At 59.5% G+C, this 15,921-nt stretch carries 18 protein-coding genes; 10 read left to right on the forward strand and 8 right to left on the reverse strand.

Annotated features, from left to right (window positions below; translation table 11 throughout):
* Positions 1-8: 8 nt before the first annotated feature.
* Genes fliP through fliF form a run of 4 tightly spaced genes read right to left on the reverse strand, consistent with a single transcriptional unit; the run spans position 9 to position 3,236 of the window.
* Positions 9-746, reverse strand: coding sequence for a flagellar type III secretion system pore protein FliP (gene fliP / locus ROSMUC_RS20405; protein WP_102106049.1), 738 nt, complete (start codon positions 744-746; stop codon positions 9-11).
* Positions 746-1,042 carry a FliM/FliN family flagellar motor switch protein gene (locus ROSMUC_RS20410; RefSeq protein ID WP_037276730.1) on the reverse strand — a complete coding sequence of 99 codons (297 nt, stop codon included), beginning with the start codon at positions 1,040-1,042 and terminating at the stop codon, positions 746-748. The genes fliP and ROSMUC_RS20410 overlap by 1 nt, the downstream gene beginning before the upstream one ends.
* Positions 1,042-1,629: a FliH/SctL family protein gene (locus ROSMUC_RS20415; RefSeq protein ID WP_037276732.1), complete on the reverse strand. Its 588-nt coding sequence runs from the start codon at positions 1,627-1,629 to the stop codon at positions 1,042-1,044. Before ROSMUC_RS20415 ends, ROSMUC_RS20410 begins: the two co-directional genes overlap by 1 nt.
* The gene (gene fliF / locus ROSMUC_RS20420) at positions 1,629-3,236 is read right to left on the reverse strand and encodes a flagellar basal-body MS-ring/collar protein FliF (RefSeq protein WP_037276734.1); all 1,608 of its coding nucleotides are present in this window, start codon (positions 3,234-3,236) and stop codon (positions 1,629-1,631) included. The genes ROSMUC_RS20415 and fliF overlap by 1 nt, the downstream gene beginning before the upstream one ends.
* A gap of 122 nt (positions 3,237-3,358) precedes the next feature.
* On the opposite strand from fliF, the gene ROSMUC_RS20425 reads away from it, so the two are divergent.
* The 10 genes from ROSMUC_RS20425 to ROSMUC_RS20470 all read left to right on the forward strand — a co-directional run bounded on the left by ROSMUC_RS20425 (position 3,359) and on the right by ROSMUC_RS20470 (position 13,453).
* Positions 3,359-3,862 (forward strand): flagellar basal body-associated FliL family protein, encoded by a 504-nt coding sequence (locus ROSMUC_RS20425; RefSeq protein ID WP_037276902.1) that lies wholly within the window; start codon positions 3,359-3,361, stop codon positions 3,860-3,862.
* 11 nt (positions 3,863-3,873) lie between these two features.
* The gene (locus ROSMUC_RS20430) at positions 3,874-4,269 is read left to right on the forward strand and encodes a hypothetical protein (protein WP_037276735.1); all 396 of its coding nucleotides are present in this window, start codon (positions 3,874-3,876) and stop codon (positions 4,267-4,269) included.
* Positions 4,270-4,349: 80 nt separating this feature from the next.
* Positions 4,350-4,868, forward strand: a complete 519-nt coding sequence (locus ROSMUC_RS20435) for a MotE family protein (protein ID WP_245875251.1) — start codon at positions 4,350-4,352, stop codon at positions 4,866-4,868.
* A 70-nt stretch (positions 4,869-4,938) separates the two neighbouring features.
* Positions 4,939-5,808 (forward strand): flagellar motor stator protein MotA, encoded by an 870-nt coding sequence (motA, locus tag ROSMUC_RS20440; RefSeq protein WP_037276903.1) that lies wholly within the window; start codon positions 4,939-4,941, stop codon positions 5,806-5,808.
* The gene (locus tag ROSMUC_RS20445; RefSeq protein WP_037276738.1) at positions 5,805-8,096 is read left to right on the forward strand and encodes a hypothetical protein; all 2,292 of its coding nucleotides are present in this window, start codon (positions 5,805-5,807) and stop codon (positions 8,094-8,096) included. Before motA ends, ROSMUC_RS20445 begins: the two co-directional genes overlap by 4 nt.
* Positions 8,097-8,437: 341 nt before the next feature.
* Positions 8,438-9,088, forward strand: coding sequence for a lysozyme family protein (locus ROSMUC_RS20450; RefSeq protein ID WP_102106039.1), 651 nt, complete (start codon positions 8,438-8,440; stop codon positions 9,086-9,088).
* Positions 9,089-9,091: 3 nt separating this feature from the next.
* Positions 9,092-11,176 carry a flagellar biosynthesis protein FlhA gene (flhA, locus tag ROSMUC_RS20455; RefSeq protein ID WP_037276739.1) on the forward strand — a complete coding sequence of 695 codons (2,085 nt, stop codon included), beginning with the start codon at positions 9,092-9,094 and terminating at the stop codon, positions 11,174-11,176.
* 35 nt (positions 11,177-11,211) lie between these two features.
* The gene (locus ROSMUC_RS20460) at positions 11,212-11,937 is read left to right on the forward strand and encodes a flagellar biosynthetic protein FliR (protein ID WP_052115476.1); all 726 of its coding nucleotides are present in this window, start codon (positions 11,212-11,214) and stop codon (positions 11,935-11,937) included.
* A gap of 2 nt (positions 11,938-11,939) precedes the next feature.
* Complete coding sequence (locus ROSMUC_RS20465; RefSeq protein WP_037276740.1) at positions 11,940-13,028, forward strand: EscU/YscU/HrcU family type III secretion system export apparatus switch protein; 1,089 nt, start codon at positions 11,940-11,942, stop codon at positions 13,026-13,028.
* Positions 13,025-13,453, forward strand: a complete 429-nt coding sequence (locus tag ROSMUC_RS20470) for a hypothetical protein (RefSeq protein ID WP_245875252.1) — start codon at positions 13,025-13,027, stop codon at positions 13,451-13,453. Before ROSMUC_RS20465 ends, ROSMUC_RS20470 begins: the two co-directional genes overlap by 4 nt.
* Before the next feature lie 10 nt (positions 13,454-13,463).
* On the opposite strand, the gene ROSMUC_RS20475 is transcribed toward ROSMUC_RS20470, so the two are convergent.
* Genes ROSMUC_RS20475 through flgG form a run of 4 tightly spaced genes read right to left on the reverse strand, consistent with a single transcriptional unit; the run spans position 13,464 to position 15,915 of the window.
* On the reverse strand, positions 13,464-13,946 hold the full coding sequence (locus ROSMUC_RS20475; RefSeq protein ID WP_037276741.1) for a flagellar basal body-associated FliL family protein: 483 nt from the start codon (positions 13,944-13,946) through the stop codon (positions 13,464-13,466).
* Between the two features lie 24 nt (positions 13,947-13,970).
* Positions 13,971-14,705, reverse strand: coding sequence for a flagellar basal body L-ring protein FlgH (gene flgH / locus ROSMUC_RS20480; protein ID WP_052115467.1), 735 nt, complete (start codon positions 14,703-14,705; stop codon positions 13,971-13,973).
* 8 nt (positions 14,706-14,713) lie between these two features.
* A complete protein-coding gene (gene flgA / locus ROSMUC_RS20485; protein WP_037276743.1) occupies positions 14,714-15,130 on the reverse strand; it encodes a flagellar basal body P-ring formation chaperone FlgA in 417 nt (138 codons plus the stop codon).
* The gene (gene flgG, locus ROSMUC_RS20490; protein ID WP_037276744.1) at positions 15,130-15,915 is read right to left on the reverse strand and encodes a flagellar basal-body rod protein FlgG; all 786 of its coding nucleotides are present in this window, start codon (positions 15,913-15,915) and stop codon (positions 15,130-15,132) included. Before flgG ends, flgA begins: the two co-directional genes overlap by 1 nt.
* Between the last annotated feature and the right edge of the window lie 6 nt (positions 15,916-15,921).

A 15,921-nucleotide genomic window follows, 5' to 3' on the forward strand; every position in this document is an offset into this window, starting at 1 on the left:
TTGGTTCGCTAGAGGTATCCGCGCACAAGGCTTTCTGCGATCAGTGTCCAACCATCGGCAATAACAAAGAACGCCAGCTTGAAGGGCAAAGAGACGATGGCGGGCGGGACCATCATCATACCCATCGACATCAGGATGGCCGCAACCACAAGGTCGATGATCAAAAAGGGTAGAAAAACCAGAAAGCCAATTTGAAAGGCGCGTGCGATTTCCGAGAGCATGAAACTGGGAATAAGGATCGAGAGCGGCGCGTCCGGCCCTGCTGGAACGGTGGCTGTCTCTGGGCGCAGGGTGGCCATGGTTGCCAAAGTGTCAGGGTCTACGCGGCCGAACATGAACACCCGAAATGGTGCCAGTGTCCGCTCGATGGCGAGGTCGGTGGACAGGCGTTCCTGCAATAGCGGCTCGATCCCGGTCTCCCAAGCTTGGGTAAAGACGGGCTCCATCACGAAAAAGGTGAGAAAGAGCGCGAGACTCACGATCAGCATGTTCGGCGGGGATTGTTGCAGGCCGATCCCTTGTCTCAGGATAGAGAGAACCGTGACGACAAAGGGAAAGCACGTCACCATGATCGCAAGACCCGGCGCGAGGCTGAGCACCGTAATCAAGGCGATCAGTTGTAGCGTGCGTGCCGAGAGTGAGGCACCGTCACCCAAAGACAGGGTCAGATCCTGTGCCGCTGCACCAGAGGCATGCCCTGTCAGCAAGAGGGCGCTCAGTCCGATGAGGATCAGACCTGCCCTCATCATAAACCATCCTGCAAATTAGCGACCTCTGTCACACGCACGGCAATCTGACCGTGTTGATCGCCTTCGAGCTCTTCGAGTTGACCGCGCGCGATCAGGCGCTCGCCCACGTATAGTTCGACAGCATCGTCAACACGCCGGTCGAGGATAAGAACCGCATTCTTGCCAAGTTTCAGAAGGTCCCGGATCAGCGGGCGCGCCTTTCCGACCGACACAGTTATCTCGATCGGGACCGAGGAAAACGGATTTTGCAGATCGTTGGGATAGGTTTCATTGCCGCCATTTTTGTCATCCATCATGCCACTATCCTTTGATTTTGCTGAAAAAATCCGGATATCGCGTGCTCAATTCTTAGCAGGACGTCCGGCATATCGAGGGCGCGTTCGCTCTCGCCCAAGCGCACGAAAACCTGGCCGCTTGCCAAGGTTTGATCCTCTGTCAAGGTGCAGGCAAGATCAGGCATCTCGGCGCTCAGGCGGCGCAGGATCGCGAGGTCCGTGGGGCCGGCTGTAAGCTGAACCGGCTGACGCCCGTTGGCTTCGAGCAAGTCGTGGAGGATTTCGGTCACATGCGGGACCAGCATCGCGTGACTGAGCGGTGGTAGGACCGTTTCTGTGATCTGCTGTAAAAGCCGTTGCATCGCCTCCATGATCTCGGCGCGCACTTCTTCATAGGTAAAGCCGATGTCCTGCAGGTTCTGGACAAGATCGGCGGTGATCCTGCGGCCATCCTCGACCTGCGATTTTACACAATCGTCCCACCCCGCCTGATAGCCTTTCTCGAAGGCTGCGAGGCGTTCTTCCTCAAGCGAGACATCCGTGATCGCAACGGGTTTTCCTTGGGAGAGCGCGCCAAAATCGTGCAAGAGATGTGCAATCGACATCAAACCCTCTCCTCTTCGCCTTCCAGCCAGTTGCGCAGGATTTCAACCGTTTCCTCTTGGCGTTGACCGATCAGCGCGCGCAGGCGTGCGACCGGATCGTCTGTGCTGTCATCAAGACGCTGGCGCAGGCCTGCTTGCGGTGTCTCTGACACATCGGACAGACCGGCGACGTCGATGTCGCCGTCGTCGATCACGCCAGAAAGGGGCGTGAGCGCAGGCTCTGGCTCCGGAACCCGCCGTGCTGGGGCGTTCAGTTGAGAGGCGGGCTGAAGGGCGGGGCGCGAGAGGATCGGACGCAGTACAAAAAGGCCCAGCACAAGCGCTACGATGGCCAGAACCAGCGATTGCACCAAGGTCATCGTGTCGATGGCAAGACGCTCAAGCAAGCCTGTTTCGACGAGCGTACCGACAGGCTCGGTAGGTTGGAATTGCAAGCTGCGAATCGTCAACGCGTCGCCGCGCGCTTCGTCCAGACCTACCGCAGAAGCAACGAGATCGCTAAGCGCGGTCAGTTCCTCTGCGGGGCGCGGCGCAAAGATTGGTGTGCCGCTTGCGTCGGGGGTGATGATCCCGTTGATCAGAACCGCAACTGTCATGCGCTTGATCGCACCGGGTTGCTGGATGATCTCGCGCTCGGTGCTGGACACTTCGTAGTTCACGCGTTCGCGCGTCTCGGTGTTCTCGCTGGCCGATGTTCCGCCTGCGGCCGCATCCCCGTCCGGCAGGTTGGAGGCGACTGTAACGCTAGTGTCGCCGCCGCTTGAGGTATTCGCGCGTTCTTCGGTATCCGTGCTTATGGCAACACGCCCTTCGGGGTCAAATCGCCGCTCGCGGGTCGATTCGGTTTGCGTGACGGTTTCTAGAGCGATCTCGACGACTGCATTGCCTGGCCCGACGCGCGCCTCAAGCAGACGCTGTGCGCGTAGGCGCAAACCCTCTGCGCGTTCATCCGAGGTGTTGACCTTGGTTTCCTCGGTACCGCTCACCAAGGCCCCCTCGGCATCAATGATGGAAACATCGTCAGGCGTAAGATCGGCAACCGCAGATGCGACGAGAAATTGCAGCGCGCGCGCATGTTTGGCGGAGATCTCGGCCCCGTTTGTGGTAATCGACACCGAAGCGGACCTGCGTATATTTCGCTGAAATGGATTGGCACCGGTCGAGGCGATATGAACCCGTGCCGCCAGAATCGCCGGATGCGAGACGATCGTACGCGCCAATTCACCTTCCTTGGCGCGCCAGTAGGCTGCGTCGAACATCTGTGATGTGGTGCCAAAGCCCGACAAACCATCGAGCAGCTCATAGCCGCTCGTGCCCGAGCGCGGGAGACCCTCGCCGGCCAGGATCATGCGCAGTTCATCCCGCCGAGTCGCGTCGACGAGAATCGCATCGTTGCGCACTTGATATTGGACCCCTTGCTGCTCAAGCGCCGCGACAACCTCGCCCGCAGCCCCACTTTCGAGGCCTGCGTAAAGCAAGGTCATGCTGGGCGTGGATGCCATGCGTGCAAGGGCCAGAACCGCCCAGAACATCACGACTGCCGCGCCGATGACGATGATGCGATTGCGCAGGGTCAGCGCTTTCCAGAGTTTCGTGATCTGCTGCACAGCATGCCCTCCGCCACCTTGAGTTCCAGTAATGTTCCGAGGTCATCATTCCTGCATCAGGCTTAACAATCGGTTAGTTTCTGTGGGTCTATAAGGGTTTATCGACAGCAGGATGGATGAGCATGCCAGAGACCGGAGAATTGGAGACAACAGCCGTGGCGAGGCCGTCAAAGAAGCCATTGATGATCGGACTGGTCTTGTCGCTCTTGGGGGCGACCGCGGGATTTTACACCATGTGGTCTGGCTTGATCCCGCTTGGCGGGGGTCACGAACCTGTTGCCGAGGCGCCTGTTGAAGGGGCGACCGATCCCGGCCTGCCGACAGTTGAATTGGTCTTTGTGCCGGTGGTTCCTGTGGTTGTTTCGGTGGGGCAGGGGGCCGCGCGGTCGCATCTGCGATTCGCCGCTGAACTGGAGGTGAAGGCCGCCCACAAGTCGCATGTCGAAAAGCTGATGCCGCGCATCGTCGATGTGACGAATACCTATCTGCGCGCGCTCAAGCTAGCGGATCTCGAAGACGCTCAGGCCTTGATTCGCCTGCGTGCGCAGCTTTTGCGCCGCATGCAGGTCGTGACCGGGGCCGGGCGGATCAACGATCTGTTGATCATGGAATTCGTGTTGAACTGAGGAGCGCGCATATGGAAATGATCTCGGATATTTTGCTCGTTGCGGGCGCAATCGGGGCGGGGGTCTATTGCTTTGTGCTGGCCCGACGGCTCAACCATTTCAACGATCTCGAAACCGGCATGGGCGGTGCGGTGGCGGTGCTTTCGGCGCAGGTTGACGATCTGACACGAACGCTTCAGGCGGCGCGGCAGACGGCGGACGGGTCCACCCGTTCTCTTGTTAACGTCACCGAACGTGCCGAAGATGTGGCACGGCGGCTCGAGCTTCTGGTGGCTGCGATGCACGATCTGCCCCATCAAGAGGGACCACCCCCACCTCATCGCCAAACGCCCGTCAGCTCCCCGGTTGCTGAGACTGGGCCCGTTTTCAAGCGCCATCACGAACCGGCGCGAGGGGCGGCCCAATGATTTGGCGCTCCTCCTCAACCAAGCCATCTGCGCGATCAAGACCCGCACGCGGCGTGCTTTTAATTCTCTCGACCTTTTTGATGGCATCAGCCTTGCTGCGGTTTGGCGATGGTATCGGCGGGGCCTTTGCCCTCGCGTCAGAGCCTATAGAAGAGAGCAGCACGCCTCCCGCAAAGGACTGCGAAACGCCGGAAGATATGAAAGTCCTGCTTGAAGCGCTGCAAGAGCGCGGGCGCACTCTTGAGGAGCGAGAGGCGGCCGTGCGAAACAGGGAACAAGCCCTCAAACTGGTCGAGCAGGAGGTCGGCGAAAAAATCACGGCACTGACGTCTGCCGAAGAGGATTTGCGCCGCATGATCGCCGTCACGGAAAGTGCCGCTGAGAATGACGTGCTGCAACTCACCAAGGTTTACGAGTCGATGAAGCCCAAACAGGCGGCCGCACTCTTTGAGGAAATGGACCCGGTCTTTGCGGCCGGATTCCTTGCCCGCATGCGCCCCGACTCCGCGGCCGATGTGCTCGCTGGGCTGTCGCCCGGTGCGGCACATGGCATCAGCGTGATCCTCGCGGGGCGCAATGCCACCGCGCCTCGGGAATGAGGGCGGACCGTCAGGGTTTGTTAACGGCTTGATGGCAGTCTCGGATCAGGGATTGCCTGTGGGGAACACGATGGTCGGGATTATCGGGATTGTCATAATTTTCGTCATGGTCTTTGGTGGTTATATGGCCGCCGGGGGCAAGCTTGGGATCATACTCAAGGCGTTGCCGTTCGAATTCATGATGATCGGTGGGGCGGCTGTCGGAGCCTTTCTCATTAGTAATGACGGACCTGCGATCAAGCACACACTCAGAGATGTGGCCAAGGTCTTCAAGGGACCGAAATGGAAGCCGCAGGATTACAGGGATTTGCTCTGTCTTTTATTCGAGTTGATCCGTTTGGGTCGGCAGAACCCAATCGCCGTCGAAGAGCATATCGAGGCCCCAAAGGATTCGGCAATCTTCTCGAAATACCCCAAGATTTTGGCCGATGCAGAGGCTGTGGCCCTGATCAGCGACACGCTACGCTCGGCCTCCATGAATTACGACGATCCGCATCAGGTGGAAGAGGTTCTGGAAAAGCGGATGGAGGCCACTCTTCACCATGCTTTGCACTCAAGCCATGCCCTGCAAACCATGGCGGACGGGTTGCCCGCTTTGGGGATTGTCGCCGCTGTCCTAGGGGTCATCAAGACGATGGCGTCGATTGACCAGCCACCGGAAATCCTTGGCAAGATGATTGGTGGCGCGTTGGTTGGGACCTTTTTGGGCGTCTTCCTCTCGTACGGGCTGGTCGGGCCCTTCGCGGCCAAGGTCAAGGATGTGGTCGAGGAGGACGGGCATTTCTATCAACTGATCCGCGAAGTGCTGGTGGCCAATCTGCATAACCATGCCACAAATATCTGCATTGAAGTGGGGCGGCAAAACACACCAAACCACAAGCGTCCAAGTTTCAACGAGTTGGAAGAGGCATTGAAATCTCTGAAACAGGAGGCGGCATGATCCGGGCGTGGGTCACAGTGTTGTTCCTGTCTCTATGGGCCATTCCAGCGCTTGCTCAAAACGTTGTGGTGCGCTCGGGAGAGCATGAGGGGTTTACGCGGCTGGTGCTGGATTTTCCAGCGCGACGCGACTGGCAGGGGCAAGCCCGCGAGGATGGCATCACGATTACCTTTTCCGGCCAGAGCCCCGCATTTGACCTGAGCCGAGCCTTTGACCGGCTGACCCAAGGGCGGCTTGCCGCGATTGACGCTCCGGACGGCTCTGGACAACTGGACCTGACATTTGGCTGTGCCTGCACAACGCGGACGTTCTGGCATTCCGGGTCTATGTTGGTGATTGACATTCTCACATTTGCCACCACCGAGATGCCGCCAGCGCAAACAAAGGAAGCGCGTGCGGCAGAGGACGAGACCGCTGGCCTCGTGCTGTCGATGATGGCGCGGCCCGAGTCTTCGGCGGCCAGATTGGTGGCATCGGGCATAGCCCCGCCTCTAGGCATGACGCAGACCGGCATGCCTCCCATCGCGCCTGCGCCGGATGATATACTGCGGACGGCGCGGCGGACCCTTCTGGAGCAGATCGCCCAGTCAGCCAATCAGGGACTGGTCGAGCCTGTACGCTTGCTCGACCACGTTGCAGAGCCATTGTCCCCCCCAACACCTCTAAGTGCGACGGTCGAGACTATGCCGCCTGACGACATGGCACCGGGTACCGAGTCTCGCTTGATCAAAGTTTTGCCTTTGGCCCCGGGCGACAATCTCCGGGTGATGGGCGCAATCGACCGCGCTCCAAAACTGGCCTTGTCCTCTGCGCCGTCCGACACACCCACGACCGCCTGTCTACCAGAGGCCACTCTGGACGTTGCGACCTGGGGAGAGCGGGCACCGCTACCGGAGCAGATAGGTGATCTCTATCCTCGACTTTCGGGGGAATTCGATGTTGTCGATCCAGAAATCGCGCTGCAACTTGCAAGGCTCTACATCTATTTCGGATTTGGCCGAGAGGCGCTGCAAGTGGTGTCGTTGATCCCGTCTGATGCCCATGAGGTCTCGGTTCTCCTAGAATTGGCGGCGGTGGTTGACGACCCAGATGTCGCGCTATCAGTGACCCGCCTCAAGCAAGATCTGGGATGCAGTGGGCGCAGCGCCTTATGGGCTGCGCTGGCGCATGAGGCAATTCCAGAGGGCGAACTGCTCGACCATCCGGCGATCCTACGTGGGTTTGCAGAATTACCCGAGCACCTGCGTCGACATCTTGGCCCGACGCTTGCCCGCAAGCTGCTGGCGGCCAAGCATCGTGAAACATCGGATATGATCTTGCGGGGTCTTGCGCCGACGGACTTGCCGGGCACCGCCGGCGAAAAAATCGCAAGAGCAGAGCTTGCGATGGCAGACGATGATTTCGACGCGGCCGACCAAAGCCTGAAAGGCTCTTTGTCGCGGAATGATGCGGACTCTGCGCAGGCTCTGTCAGTTCTGATCAAATCCCGAATCTCTCGGGGGCAAGCCATAGACTACGACACCGCACAACTGGCCGCCGCTCTCTATCAAGAGGCCCGTGGAACCCCGCTGGGTCAAGACCTTGGGCGCTCTTATTTGCTGGCCCTGACCGCATCGCGATCCTACCACGAAGCTTTTGCTGAATTTGATCGCGTCAGCCCTGATTTGCCGATCGAAACGGCAAAGGAAACGCGCAATGAGATGTTGCACCTGCTTGTCGCACATGCCGAGGATCTGGCGTTCCTCCGACAGACCCTGAATGAGCCTAAGGCAAATTTCTCAATGATGCCTGCCGATCTGAACCGGCGGATCGTGGAGCGCGTGTTGACCTTGGGGTTTGCCGATCTTGCGGATGCGCTTCTCAATACGGCACCGCCGCCGGAAAAAGACCCGCAGTATCGGCTCTTGAAGGCAGAAATTGCGCTGGCCCGGGGACGTCCGCACCTCGTGGAGGCAGAGATCATCGGTCTTGCCTCGCCTGAGGCCGACACCCTGCGCGCCCGCGCCCGGACCGCTCTTGGAGATTACGCCGGAGCAATGCGCTATGCAAAGGGGCTTAAAGATGAGGCCGCAAAGCAGAAAGCCGCATGGCTTTCACGGGATTGGCAAAGTCTCTTGTCCTCGGGTGACCCGTCGCAGCAAAAGCTGGCCCAAGCCATGACGCAAGCTGCGCCAGACAAATCCGGCGGAGTTCTGTCTTTCAATCGACAATTGATTGATCAAAGCGTTGCTGCCCGCTCCGCTTTGAGCGCGCTGTTGGCGAGTACCGAAATTTCCATTTCCCCCTGACAATCGGGCAACAAGTTACCGAATCGCAAGAGATAGGGCGCAGGCTGGTCGTGGAGATTCCGAGAGCGTGGGCGCTAAAGCGAAAGAACGCCAGTGTCGAGGCCTTCGTCGCAACTAAACTTGGAGCGTTAATGGCTGACCTTCTGATCATAGGCCGCTTTGTTGGTGGACAGCCTGTGTCTGGCAAACTTCTGGCGCACATAGGGAGCGGAGCAGAGCAAACGCATGACCGTAGAGTTTTACAATCTGTCCCTATCAACCGGGTAAAGAAAGGTCTGACCCGTTTATGGTGCCTGCTATGGCACCTAACGATCTACAGTTTTATGGGCGCGGTACAGGCCATGGCGACCCCCGTCGATCTTTGTGATGACGCGGCCCGGCACGCGGCGGGAAAAGCGGATGTTCCCACAAATGTGCTGCGCGCGATTGCCAAGGTTGAAACGGGCCGTTTCGTGGCGGGCGAATTTCAGGCTTGGCCTTGGACCGTGAACTTGGAGGGCGACGGCTATTGGTTCGAGAGCGAAGCGGCGGCGCATGCCTTTGTGCGCGGCGCCTATGCTCGCGGTGTCCGCAGTTTCGACATTGGGTGCTTTCAGATAAACACTCGGTGGCACGCTGCAGCGTTCGACTCGTTTGAGAGCATGTTCGATCCAAGGGAGAATGCGCTGTACGCTGCGCGATTTTTGGGTGACTTGCGGCGTGAGATGGGCACTTGGTCCAAGGCGATTGGGGCCTATCATTCCCGGCAACCGCAGCGCGCCCAAGGCTATCGCGAAAGGGTCGAAGATATCCGCGCCGGGCTAGACGGCATCCCGCCCCAAGAATCTGAGACAACTACGCGGCAGTGGCCCGCCGAGCCTGTTCTGTCCCGGAACGGCTATCCGCTGTTGCAGAATTCGAATGGTGTCTCGCGTCGGGGCTCTCTCGTGCCGATGGGGGAAACTCGGGGCTACATGATCCGTCTCGATCAAACAGTCGCGGTAGGTTTCTAAGGCATGACCGGCCTATCCATCAAATCGGTGTTTCAACCAACGGTCCTTCTGGCACTCGCCCTTATGGCCGTGATCGTGATGATGATCCTGCCCGTTCCGGCATGGATGCTGGATGTCGGCCTGGCCGCGTCCTTTGCTCTTGCGATCCTGATCTTCACGATCACGCTCTTTATCGACAGGCCACTCGATTTTTCCGCATTCCCGACAATCCTGCTGGCGTCCTTGATGCTCCGACTGGCGCTCAACGTCTCCTCGACCAAGCTGATCATCGGAGAGGGTCACACCGGCGCAGATGCCGCCGGAGAGGTGATTGAGGGATTTGCCAATTTCATCATTGGCGGCAATGTGCTGTTGGGGCTCGTCGTGTTTCTGGTGCTGTTGATCGTCAACTTTCTGGTGATTACAAAAGGAGCCGCGCGCATGGCGGAAGTGGGCGCGCGCTTTGCCCTCGATGCCATGCCGGGCAAACAACTTGCTATTGACAGTGACATGTCGGCGGGCGCCATCAGTCATCATGAGGCCAAGGAACGACGAGAGAGGGAGCAACAAGAAACCACCTTTTTCGGATCGCTTGATGGAGCCTCTAAATTCGTCAAGGGCGATGCGGTTGCGGGCCTTTTGATCACGCTCCTGAACTTTCTGGTTGGTCTCGTGATCGGCATCGCGATGCATGACATGCCGATCGGTCAAGCCTTTGAAACCTATACGATCCTGACAATCGGCGACGGGCTCGTCACGCAGATTCCAGCGGTAATTATCTCGATTGCTGCCGCTCTGCTGCTGGCTCGGGGCGGCAACAAGGGCGCGACGGATCTTGCGATTTCCGAGCAGATTGGCCGTCATCCAAGGGCGCTCGCAACGGTTGCGGTCTTGATGGGGCTTTTCGCGCTCGTTCCGGGCCTTCCGTTTGTGCCTTTTCTCCTCGGCGGCGTTGGGTTGGCCGCGTTGGCCTTTGCCAGCCATCGCAGCCGGGTCTTGAGCGCGGCTTCCCCGGCCGAGGATACTGCCCCAGCAAGCGCGCCGGTCAGGTCGATGGGCGATATTCTGGAGTTGGATGATATTCATGTGGAATTTGCCCCGGACCTCGTCAACATGGTGCTTGATCCCGGCGTCGGTCTTGAGGCGCGCATCACCAATATGCGCCAGTATATTGCAACGACATATGGGATAATCCTCTCGGATATCCGGTTGACCGATGATCCCGGGATGCCGCCCGGCAGCTACCTGATCCGCATTCAAGGGGTGGAGCGGGCGCGGGCGTTCTTGCGGGATAATCACCTTCTCGCTCTCGATCCCGAGCACTATCCTTCGTTGGCACCGGGTGAAACGGTCAAAGAACCGGTTTATGGCGCACCGGCACGTTGGATACCGGCATCCGAACAGGATCGCGCGGCGCTCTGCGGGGTCACTTTGGTTGCGCCGCCCGAGGTGCTGGCAACCCATCTGCTCGAGGTGATTCGCCGCAATCTAAGTCGATTGCTGACCATGAAGGCCATGCGGCGTCTGCTCGATGAAATGGTGAACCTCTCTGACAAAGGCAGGTCAGAGGCTAATCGCAAGCTGCTCGAAGACATGATCCCGGACCGGGTTGCACCGGATCTGCTGCATGCCGTGCTGCGTCTCTTGCTGGCAGAGCAGGTCTCGATCCGAAACCTGCCGCTCATTCTTGAGGCCATTGCCGAATCCCGCCACTTGGGGTCCCAATCCGAGACGATATGCGAGCATGTGCGCCAGAGGCTTGGGTTTCAGTTGGTGGCCGGGTTGCAACGCCCCGATGGCAGCCTGCCCCTGATCCAGCTTGCTCCGGAATGGGAGGATACATTTGCAACCTATGAGGTGAACAGCGAGCGGGGTCGTTCCGACGTTGCCTTGCCACCAGAGCAATTCAGCGCGCTCACGGCCGGAGTTGCCGAACAGGTGCAACTGGCCGGGGAAAGGGGACTATCGCCTGCCCTCGTCACCTCGACCTTGCGACGCCGGTTTCTGCGCACGCTCTTGAGTGCGAGGAATGTCAACGTCCCGGTTCTAAGCTTTGAAGAAATTGGATTCGAGGTCAAACCGTCGCTTGTTGGGGTAGTGCGCTCGTGACGCCCTTTGCCCAAGTCTTTGAACTGTCGATTGACATGCTTTGGCTGCATGTAGGCGTATTCCTGCGGGTGGCGCCGATCATCGGGCTCTTGCCGGGAATTGGCGAGGCCTCTGTTCCGATGCGGATCAAGTTGGTTATTGTCATCGCGTTTACGATGATCGTGGCCCCCGTGCTGTCGCCTGATCTAACGGCACAGGTGCATTCGCCGACTGTGGGCTTTATCCTGTCTGAAACGATCATCGGTCTCGCTCTCGGTCTCGCCTTACGGCTCTTTCTGATGGCCTTGCAGATGGCAGGGTCAATTGCGGCGCAGTCAACCTCTCTGGCGCAGATCCTTGGGAGTGTCGGACAAACGCCGCTCCCGGCCATTGGTCACCTGCTCGCAACGGGGGGCGTTGCTCTCATGATGATCATGGGCTTGCATGTCCGTGTAACAGAGATGATCGTGCTCAGTTACACGGTTTTTCCTGTTGGGGAGCCCCCGGATATCGGTGCCCTGTCGCAATGGGGCGTGGCCCGGATTGCGCAGGCGTTTTCCTTTGGCTTCTCCCTTGCCGCGCCCTTTGTTCTTGTCTCGGTTCTCTACAACCTGACTCTGGGCATCATCAATCGGGCGATGCCGCAGTTGATGGTTGTTCTGGTTGGGGCCCCGGTGATCATGGCCTTTACACTTTTTCTGCTGATGTTGGTGGTGCCCACGATGCTGATGGTTTGGGTCGAGGCATTGCAGAATTTTGTCGCGAACCCGTTCGGAGGATAGCGATGGAAGGGCAAGAGGACGACTCTGACAAGACGCTCGAGGCGACACAGCACAAGCTGGATGAGGCCCGCAAGAAAGGTGAGTTCGCGCGCTCTGCCGATCTCAACACGGCGGGATCCTACGCCGGGCTACTGCTCGCTCTTTTGGGTGCAAGCGGTATGTTGCTGGAGAAGGTTGGCGACAATCTTGTGGCCTTGCTGGAACAGTCCGACCACTTGGCGTCGCTCGTGTTTCAGGGCGGTCGCGCCGCCTCGGCGTTGGGCGATATGGCGGGGCAGATCGTGCTCGGCCTTTCCCTGTTTCTCATCTTGCCAATGGCGCTCACACTTGCGGCCGTGATCGCACAACGCGCGTTTGTGGTGGCCCCAAACAAGCTGGAGCCGAGATTATCGCGTCTCAATCCGGTCGAGAACGCCAAGAACAAGTTCGGGGCGACGGGGCTTTTTGAATTTGCCAAGAGTTTTGCGAAGTTAGGTCTTTACGGCCTCCTGCTTGGAGGGTTCCTGTCCTATCGGCTACCTGACATGGTGAGCGCCGTGCATGCAGAAGCCCCGATCATCGGGGCGGTGATGGGCGCGATGATGATCGATTTCCTGATCCTTGTTTTGCTGATCACGCTCGCAGTTGGTGGGCTTGATTATCTCTGGCAGCATTTCGATCATCTGCGGCGTCAGAGGATGTCACATAAGGACATGCGCGACGAGCAAAAGCAGAATGACGGCGATCCCAGCGTCAAGCAGCGGCGCCGGCACCGCGCCACGGAATTGGCATCTGGCAGGATGATGGCGGATGTGCCGACGGCCGATGTGGTGATCGTCAATCCCACCCATTTTGCCGTGGCTCTGAAATGGAGCCGCAAACCGGGGGCTGCACCAATCTGCGTAGCCAAGGGCCAGGATCACATCGCGCTCGCGATCCGCGACCTTGCTCGTGACAATGACGTGCCTGTCTTGTCGGATGCGCCCACCGCGCGCGCGCTGCACGCCACGACAGAAATCGGCCAGGAAATTGATCCCATGCATTACGCCGCAGTGGCCGTCGCCATCCGCTTTGCCGAAGACATGCGGCGCAAGGCAAGGAGTTTTGGATGACCTTCCGAAGCGAGGCCGACATGATCGCCCTGACAGAGGCGCTCTATCGCGCGGACTCGGCCAGGATGCAAAGGCTGCTGACGGAAGAGGCAGGTTTGCGCGCTGACCTGCGCCAGCTTGAAGCGATGCGCCGCACCGCAGGCGAGATGCCCCAAGAGGATGCAAGCGGATATCGTGCGGTCGGCGCGGATCTCTTGTGGCAGGGTTGGATCGGGCAGAGCAAGGCGCGGCTGCATTCCGAACTGGCGCGTGTTCTAGGGCGCAAGGGTCAGCTGAGCCGAGAGCTGCATCGCAGTTTTGGGAAGTATCAGGCGGCGACCCAACTCTCGGAGGAGGAAACGCGCTGCGCTGTGCAAAGGCGCGACAGGGCGCGGACCGCGCTTTTGGACAGTCTCGCTCAGCTTTTGCGGACGTACCCCGACTGACTGCCGTCGTTCAGATGTCCTGGCGTGCGATTTCGGTGATCAGAACTCCTAGGATCGCATCCCCCAGCACCTCGCTTGCAGCTTCGGCCAACGCCAGGCGCAGAACATCCATGTTCCGGGCTTTGGTGAACTCTCCGTCAAAGCCTCCACGGTTGGCGTGATTGAAAAGGGCTTGCAACAGAACATCCCGCAGCTTCGGTTCGCGGTCATAGATCTCCGATGTGCGACCTGCGGCGGTTTCGACGCTGAGCGACAGCACCATCAGTGCAGTGATCCTGTCTTTGGCAACCAAAGGGATGACAAACTGATTGTTGAGTTTCACGATGTCACTGGCAATGGGGGTTTCTGGCGCTGGTGCTGCATGATCCTTGCCGGGCATTGCCGGATTTTCCACCTGCACGCTCTCAGTCTCGGGTCTGAGGACAAAGCCCGCTCCGGCCCCGGCCGCCACGCCGAACAGCAGCAAAAGTAGAGGCAGCAATTTCGCAAGCATTGTGGTGGATCCTGAAGCTGGGTGTCAAAAGGGCAGAAGGCCGTCGAGCAATTGCTGACCGATCCTGGGTTGCTGAACATCGGTGATCTGGCCGCGTCCCCCATAGGAAATCCGTGCGGCGGCGATCTTGTCATAGGTGATCTCGTTCTGGCGCGAGATGTCTTCGGGACGTACAAAGCCGGACACCAGCAACTCCCGCAGCTCGAAATTGACCCGCACCTCCTGAGAACCCTGTATCTCGAGCACCCCATTTGGCAGGACCTGCATCACGGTCGCGGCCACGCGCAGGGTCAATTCCTCACTTCGGCTGACAGAGCCCTCTCCGCCCGATTGGCTGGTGGAATTGAGACCGGCGGCGCGGTCCAGGCTGGCCCCCTCGGGCAGGTTGCGGTTGAGCCGTTGCGGGATGCCGAAGAGGTCCGGGATCGCAAGGCTCTCGGACCCGTCCCGAGAGCGCGATGTGGAATTCGAGATCTGCGCCTCTTCGTCAATCTCAATGACAACGGTCATGATGTCGCCACGCTGGGCTGCGCGCCGGTCGCCCAAGAGCGACTGCTTGCCGCCGCTCCAGAGCGAGGCTTGTTGAAAGGGCGTGTCCTGCGCGGTGCTGCGTGGCAAGCCTGGATCCAGCATGGCAAGCTGTTCGGTGGAGTTCATCGTCGGCGTAAAGCTGGGCGGCTTGCCGAGATGGTCGAGACGCGCGCAGGCGGCGCTGAGCAGAACCACACCAAATACTGTGACAAAACGAAAGGCGGGCATGGCGACTCCTATTGAGAAACAAGTATTCGGCCGCTCGCTGTGACGCGCCCCGAGACGGTGGCGCGCGACGCCAGGTTCATAACGCGGACATGATCCCCGATCCCCGCCCGGTCGAGCGAGCGACCCTCGGTCATGATCTCAAGACCGCCACGCAAATAGATCAGTGGCACGACTTGATTGCGCTCGACCACGGCGGGTGGTCCGACATCGCCGGGGCGCACCGGACGCCCTGCATAGAGGGCCACCCGCGCCTCTTGTCCGATCAGGTCCTCCAGCGTGACATTGCTCTGGTCTGCGCCCTCTTGCAGCAACAGGTCTGACGGCCCAAGGATTTCCTGGGGGCGTATGGTGCGGGTGGCGATGATTAAATCTGCCAAAGCGGGACCGCTGAGGAGCACGCCGAGAATGAGGGTAAGCCACCGCATCACCGCACCTGTGTCGTGGCACTGAGCATTTGGTCGGCGGCAGTGATGACCTTGGCATTCAGCTCATAGCCCCGTTGAGCTTCGATCAACTCGGTGATCTCGCGCACCGGATCGACCGAACTGTCTTCGAGATAGCCTTGGCGCAGCGTGCCCAAACCATCTTGTCCAGCGGTGGTTACATTCGCGGGGCCAGAGGCCTCGGTCTCGACAAAGAGATTGCCGCCGATGGCCTCAAGCCCCTTGGGGTTGGTAAAGCCGACAAGGTCGATCTGGCCCAGTTGCTGTGCTTCGGCCGTGTCTTGAAAAAAGGCGAAAACCTCGCCTTCGGCGTTTATGGTGATGCTGCGAGCATCCTCTGGGATGGTAATTTCGGGGGCGACGGGAAAGCCGTCGGAATTGACGATGACCCCATCCGCCGAGCGTTTGAGGGCGCCGTCGCGGGTATAGCCGGACTGGCCCGAGGGTAATCGGACCTCGAGATAGCCGCTCCCGTCGATGGCGAGGTCGAGATCGCCATTGGTCTGGGTCAGCGACCCTTGCGCCAGTTGCACCGAAATCGCCGAGGGCCGCACGCCGAGGCCCAGTTGTACCCCCGTGGGCAGGACCGTGCCATCGGCAGCATTGATAGTGCCTGCGCGGGCCAACTGCTGATAGTGCAGATCGGCGAATTCCGCCCGGCGCGCGTTATAGCCGGTGGTGGACATATTGGCGAGGTTGTTCGAAATCGTCTCGACCCGCATCTGCTGGGCGGCCATTCCGGTGGCGGCGATCTTGAGGATATGCATGGCGTG

It is taken from the genome of Roseovarius mucosus DSM 17069 (assembly GCF_000768555.3).
In the GTDB taxonomy this organism is placed as follows: Bacteria; Pseudomonadota; Alphaproteobacteria; order Rhodobacterales; family Rhodobacteraceae; genus Roseovarius; species Roseovarius mucosus.

Excerpts from the sequence above, each read along its gene's own strand:
- fliP (WP_102106049.1), bottom strand. The coding sequence starts at position 746 with ATGAGGGCAGGTCTGATCCTCATCGGACTGAGCGCCCTCTTGCTGACA.
- ROSMUC_RS20410 (WP_037276730.1), bottom strand. The coding sequence starts at position 1,042 with ATGGATGACAAAAATGGCGGCAATGAAACCTATCCCAACGATCTGCAA.
- ROSMUC_RS20415 (WP_037276732.1), bottom strand. The coding sequence starts at position 1,629 with ATGTCGATTGCACATCTCTTGCACGATTTTGGCGCGCTCTCCCAAGGA.
- ROSMUC_RS20425 (WP_037276902.1), top strand. The coding sequence starts at position 3,359 with ATGCCAGAGACCGGAGAATTGGAGACAACAGCCGTGGCGAGGCCGTCA.
- ROSMUC_RS20430 (WP_037276735.1), top strand. The coding sequence starts at position 3,874 with ATGGAAATGATCTCGGATATTTTGCTCGTTGCGGGCGCAATCGGGGCG.
- ROSMUC_RS20435 (WP_245875251.1), top strand. The coding sequence starts at position 4,350 with ATGGCATCAGCCTTGCTGCGGTTTGGCGATGGTATCGGCGGGGCCTTT.
- motA (WP_037276903.1), top strand. The coding sequence starts at position 4,939 with ATGGTCGGGATTATCGGGATTGTCATAATTTTCGTCATGGTCTTTGGT.
- ROSMUC_RS20445 (WP_037276738.1), top strand. The coding sequence starts at position 5,805 with ATGATCCGGGCGTGGGTCACAGTGTTGTTCCTGTCTCTATGGGCCATT.
- ROSMUC_RS20450 (WP_102106039.1), top strand. The coding sequence starts at position 8,438 with ATGGCGACCCCCGTCGATCTTTGTGATGACGCGGCCCGGCACGCGGCG.
- flhA (WP_037276739.1), top strand. The coding sequence starts at position 9,092 with ATGACCGGCCTATCCATCAAATCGGTGTTTCAACCAACGGTCCTTCTG.
- ROSMUC_RS20460 (WP_052115476.1), top strand. The coding sequence starts at position 11,212 with ATGCTTTGGCTGCATGTAGGCGTATTCCTGCGGGTGGCGCCGATCATC.
- ROSMUC_RS20465 (WP_037276740.1), top strand. The coding sequence starts at position 11,940 with ATGGAAGGGCAAGAGGACGACTCTGACAAGACGCTCGAGGCGACACAG.
- ROSMUC_RS20470 (WP_245875252.1), top strand. The coding sequence starts at position 13,025 with ATGACCTTCCGAAGCGAGGCCGACATGATCGCCCTGACAGAGGCGCTC.
- ROSMUC_RS20475 (WP_037276741.1), bottom strand. The coding sequence starts at position 13,946 with ATGCTTGCGAAATTGCTGCCTCTACTTTTGCTGCTGTTCGGCGTGGCG.
- flgH (WP_052115467.1), bottom strand. The coding sequence starts at position 14,705 with ATGCCCGCCTTTCGTTTTGTCACAGTATTTGGTGTGGTTCTGCTCAGC.
- flgA (WP_037276743.1), bottom strand. The coding sequence starts at position 15,130 with ATGCGGTGGCTTACCCTCATTCTCGGCGTGCTCCTCAGCGGTCCCGCT.
- flgG (WP_037276744.1), bottom strand. The coding sequence starts at position 15,915 with ATGCATATCCTCAAGATCGCCGCCACCGGAATGGCCGCCCAGCAGATG.